Source organism: Arenimonas malthae CC-JY-1 (genome assembly GCF_000747075.1).
GTDB classification, from domain to species: Bacteria; Pseudomonadota; Gammaproteobacteria; order Xanthomonadales; family Xanthomonadaceae; genus Arenimonas; species Arenimonas malthae.
Genome location: NZ_AVCH01000056.1, coordinates 1 through 4,121, shown reverse-complemented (window position 1 = coordinate 4,121; position 4,121 = coordinate 1). Strand labels below are relative to the sequence as shown.

Below are 4,121 nucleotides of genomic sequence, written 5' to 3'. Positions count from 1 at the left end.
CGCCATCTCGGGCCGGGCCGCGGGGCGCGGGGCCGGCTTGGCGGCGGCCACGTCGGCGCGGAAGCCGGCGGCCTCGAGGCGGGCGTTGAGGTCGACCAGCAGGTCGCGCAGGTCGTGGATCAGTTCGCGCTCGTAGTACTTGAACAGCACCATGCGCACGTCGGCCGGCAGGTCCACGCCGCGGTGGGCGTCGCTGATGGCCGCGGCCAGGCTGTGGGCGCTGAGCGGGTTGGCGTCGGCCTCGAGCTTGGCCACGCCGACCATGCGGGCCAGGCGGGCGGACAGCTCATCGAGCTGGGCGCCATGGATGCGGGTGACGGCTTCGGCGGTGAGGTTGGTGGCCAGCTGCTGCTCGAGCTCGCTCTCCTCCAGCAGCGTCAGTTCCGGCGTGCCGTCGGCGCCGCCCGGCACGGCCTGGCGGCCCAGCCTGGCGAATCCCTGGTCGAGGTGTTCGCGGAAACCGCGCTCGATCGGCGCGCGCGAGCTGCGCAGCGCGCGCATGGCGAACAGGTAGGGCGAGCCGTCGGGCACGCCGTCCTTCTTGGCCAGGTCGAACAGCCAGTCGTCGGCGCGGGCGAACACGCGCGCCAGCACGGACTGCAGGTGCTCGGTGCTGCGGCGATGCATCCCGGTCACCAGGTCCCTGGCGGAAGGCGGGGTGCCCGGACGCTCGTTGCCTGGAAGGGGGAAGTCGCTCATCGGATCCTCTGCACGTCGGGGGGACTACGCGCTTTGGGGTGATTGTGGGCAATCGTGCCACAGATAACTGTGACTTCTTTCCCAGAAAACGACCCCCGGGTCGCGGCCGGACGGATGGTAGGCTTGGCAGGATGAACGACCTGCAATTCCTGCGCCGGCGCCGCTCGGTGCCCTCCCGACAGCTGGGCGAACCGGGCCCCGGCGCCGACCAGCTCCGGGCCATGCTGGCCGAGGCCGTGCGCGTGCCCGACCACGGCAAGCTCGCGCCCTGGCGCTTCCTGGCCATCCGCGGCGAGGCCCGCCACGCCCTGGGCGAACTGCTGGCGGCACGGGCGCTCGAGCGCGACCCGGCCGCGCCCGCCGCGGCCGTGGACAAGGACCGGCAGCGCTTCTCGCATGCCCCGCTGGTGCTGGTGGTGGTCGGCCGGATCACGCCCGGCCAAAAGGTGCCCGCGCAGGAACAGCTGCTCTCGGGCGGCGCGGTCTGTTTCGCCCTGCTGCAGGCGGCGCAGGCCCTGGGCTTCGGCGCGCAGTGGCTGACCGGCTGGGCCGCCTACGACCCGGTGGTGGCCGCCCGCCTCGGCCTGCAGGCGAACGAAACCGTGCTGGGCTTCATCCACATGGGCACCCCTTCGGGCGACGTCCCGGAACGCCAGCGCCCCGACCCCGACGCCCTGCTCGCCGACTGGACGCCATGAGCGGCCCGGTCCACCTGGTCGACGCCAGCCTCTACGTGTTCCGGGCCTGGCACTCCATGCCGCCCGAGTTCGAGGACCGCGACGGCTGGCCGGTGAACGCCGTGCACGGCTTCACCCGCTTCCTGCTCGAGCTGCTCGAACGCCAGCGGCCCGCGCGCATCGCCGTGGCCTTCGACGAGTCGCTCGACACCAACTTCCGCAACGAGCTCTATCCGGCCTACAAGGCCAACCGCGAGCCGGCGCCCGAGGAGCTCAAGCGCCAGTTTGCGCACTGCCAGCGGGTCTGCCGCGCGCTGGGCCTGCCGGTGCTGGCCGACGACCGCTACGAGGCCGACGACCTGATCGGCAGCGCGCTGGGCCAGGTGCGCCGCGCCGGCCACGCCGGCCTGATCATCTCGGCCGACAAGGACCTCTCGCAGCTGCTCGACGCCGACGACGAGCAGTGGGACTACGCCCGCAACGAACGCTGGCGGGCCGACGGCGTGAAGGCCCGCTACGGCGTGCACGCGCACCAGGTGGCCGACTACCTGGGCCTCACCGGCGACGCCATCGACAACATCCCCGGCGTGCCCGGCATCGGCCCCAAGACCGCGGCCACCCTGCTCGGCCACTTCGGCAGCCTCGACGGGATCTACGAGCGCCTGGACGAAGTGCCCTACCTGCGCCTGCGCGGCAGCGCCCAGCACGCCGCCCGCCTGCGCGAGCACCGCGAGATCGCCCTGCTCTCGCGCCGACTGGCCACCATCGACGTCGCCGCGCCGCTGCCACCCGACCTGGGCACGGCCGAACGCCGCGCCCCGGACGCCGCCGCGCTCGAGGCCCTGTGCGAAGACCTGCGTTTCGGCCCCATGACCCGCCGCCGGCTGATGTCGGCCTGAAGCCGCGCTAGGATCGGCGCATGAGCGACGACGCCAAGACGATGTGCGAGGGCAAGTACCTGCGGCTGGTGAAGCGCGGGCACTGGGAGTACGCCGAGCGGACCAACGCCGGCAGCGCGGTGATCGTCATCGCGGTCACGCCGGAACGGAAGCTGCTGTTCGTCGAGCAGTTCCGCGTCCCGCTGGGCGCGCCCACCATCGAGATGCCGGCCGGCCTGGTCGGCGACCTCGACGCCCACGACACCATGGAAGAAGCCGCGCGCCGGGAGCTGCTGGAGGAAACCGGCTGGCTCGCGTCCGAAGTGAAGGTGCTGATGGTGGGCCCCACCAGCTCGGGCATGAGCAACGAACTGATCGCCTTCGTCCGCGCCCGCGGCCTCACCCGCGTGCACGCCGGCGGCGGCGACGAAACCGAGCAGATCACCGTGCACGAAGTGCCGGTGGACGACGCGCCGCGCTGGCTCTCGGCCAGGATGGCCGAGGGCTATTCCATGGACCCCAAGCTCTGGGCGGGCCTGTGGCTGCTCGAGCGCAATCCGGACGGAACCCCGGCCTGAGGCCGCTTCAGCGGAAGCCGTCGGTCGCGCGCACCAGGATGTCGGTGAGCTCGGCCTCGAAGGCCGAATGGCCCGCGGTCGGCGCGATCTCCAGCTTCGCCTCCGGCCAGGCCTGCTTCAGGTCCCAGGCGTTCTGCACCGGGCACACCACGTCGTAGCGGCCGTGCGCGATCACGCCGGGGATGCCCTTGAGCCGGTGCGCGTCGCGCAGCAGCTGGTCGTCGGCGTCGAAGAAGCCGCCATTGACGAAGTAGTGGCATTCGATGCGCGCGAAGCTGAGCGCGAAGTGCGCGTCCTCGTGGCTGTCGATGAAGGCCTCGTCCTGGCGCAGGAAGCTGGTGCTGGCTTCCCACACCGACCAGGCGCGCGCGGCCGAGAGCCGCACCGCCTCGTCGTGCGAGGTCAGGCGGCGGTGGTAGGCGCTCATCAGGTCGTGCCGCTCCACCTCGGGAATGGGCTGCAGGTAACGCTGCCAGGCCTCCGGGAACAGTCGCGAGGCGCCCTGCTGGTAGAACCACTCCAGCTCCCAGCGGCGCAGCATGAAGATGCCGCGCAGCACCAGTTCGCTCACCTGGCCCGGGTGCGCCTCGGCGTAGGCCAGCGCCAGCGTCGAGCCCCAGCTGCCGCCGAACACCTGCCAGCGGTTGATGCCCAGGTGGCGGCGCAGCCGCTCGATGTCGGCCACCAGGTCCCAGGTGGTGTTGTCCACCAGGTCGGCATGCGGCGTGGAACGGCCCGAGCCCCGCTGGTCGAACAGGATGATCCGGTAGCGCGCCGGGTCGTGGAAACGCCGCATCTTGGCGCCGCAGCCGGCGCCCGGGCCGCCGTGCAGCAGGACCACCGGCTTGCCTTCCGGGTTGCCGCACTGTTCGTAATAGAGCCGGTGCCGCGCGTCCACCTGCAGGAAGCCGCTGTCGAAGGGTTCGATCTCGGGGTACAGGCCGCGCATGCTCGCCTCGGTGCCGGGGTGGGGACCCTGATTCTAGCCCGCGCGCGACCCCACGCCCCAAGGCTTGAACTGTCATGGACGAGGTGTATGCTCGGTTCCAGATGGGAACACCGCCGACCCGATTGAGTCTGGTGGGCACCGGGAAGCAAACCCACCCGGCCGGGGCCCCGTCTTCCCATGAAACCGCCCTGCCGCGCGTGCTCTCGCTCGACGCGCATGGCCGCATCCTCGACTGGATGCACTGGCAGGACGCGGTCTGCCTCTACGTTCGCGGCGCGGTCGCCTGGACCCTGGGCGAACCCTGCCTCACGGTGCGCGGCGGCACCAACCGCTGGACCGG

5 protein-coding genes and 1 pseudogene are annotated in these 4,121 nt (G+C 71.9%); 4 read left to right on the top strand and 2 right to left on the bottom strand.

The annotated features are described in order from the left end of the window. A partial coding sequence (locus N790_RS03850) for a DUF1631 family protein (protein ID WP_043800989.1) occupies positions 1–699 on the bottom strand: 699 nt, incomplete at its 3' end. 131 nt (positions 700–830) lie between these two features. Between N790_RS03850 and N790_RS03845 the strand changes: the two genes are divergently transcribed. The 3 genes from N790_RS03845 to N790_RS03835 are packed head-to-tail and all read left to right on the top strand — an operon-like array spanning position 831 to position 2,832. Then, positions 831–1,397, top strand: coding sequence for a nitroreductase family protein (locus tag N790_RS03845; protein WP_043800987.1), 567 nt, complete (start codon positions 831–833; stop codon positions 1,395–1,397). Further along, complete coding sequence (locus N790_RS03840; RefSeq protein WP_043800985.1) at positions 1,394–2,275, top strand: 5'-3' exonuclease; 882 nt, start codon at positions 1,394–1,396, stop codon at positions 2,273–2,275. The genes N790_RS03845 and N790_RS03840 overlap by 4 nt, the downstream gene beginning before the upstream one ends. A gap of 20 nt (positions 2,276–2,295) precedes the next feature. After that, positions 2,296–2,832 (top strand): NUDIX hydrolase, encoded by a 537-nt coding sequence (locus N790_RS03835; RefSeq protein ID WP_043800983.1) that lies wholly within the window; start codon positions 2,296–2,298, stop codon positions 2,830–2,832. 7 nt (positions 2,833–2,839) lie between these two features. Here the strand turns inward: N790_RS03835 and pip are convergent, their stop codons facing one another. Next, on the bottom strand, positions 2,840–3,781 hold the full coding sequence (pip, locus tag N790_RS03830; protein ID WP_043800982.1) for a prolyl aminopeptidase: 942 nt from the start codon (positions 3,779–3,781) through the stop codon (positions 2,840–2,842). 188 nt (positions 3,782–3,969) lie between these two features. Here pip and N790_RS15110 point away from each other — a divergent pair. Continuing rightward, a pseudogene (locus tag N790_RS15110) lies at positions 3,970–4,121 on the top strand (HNH endonuclease); the annotation flags it as partial.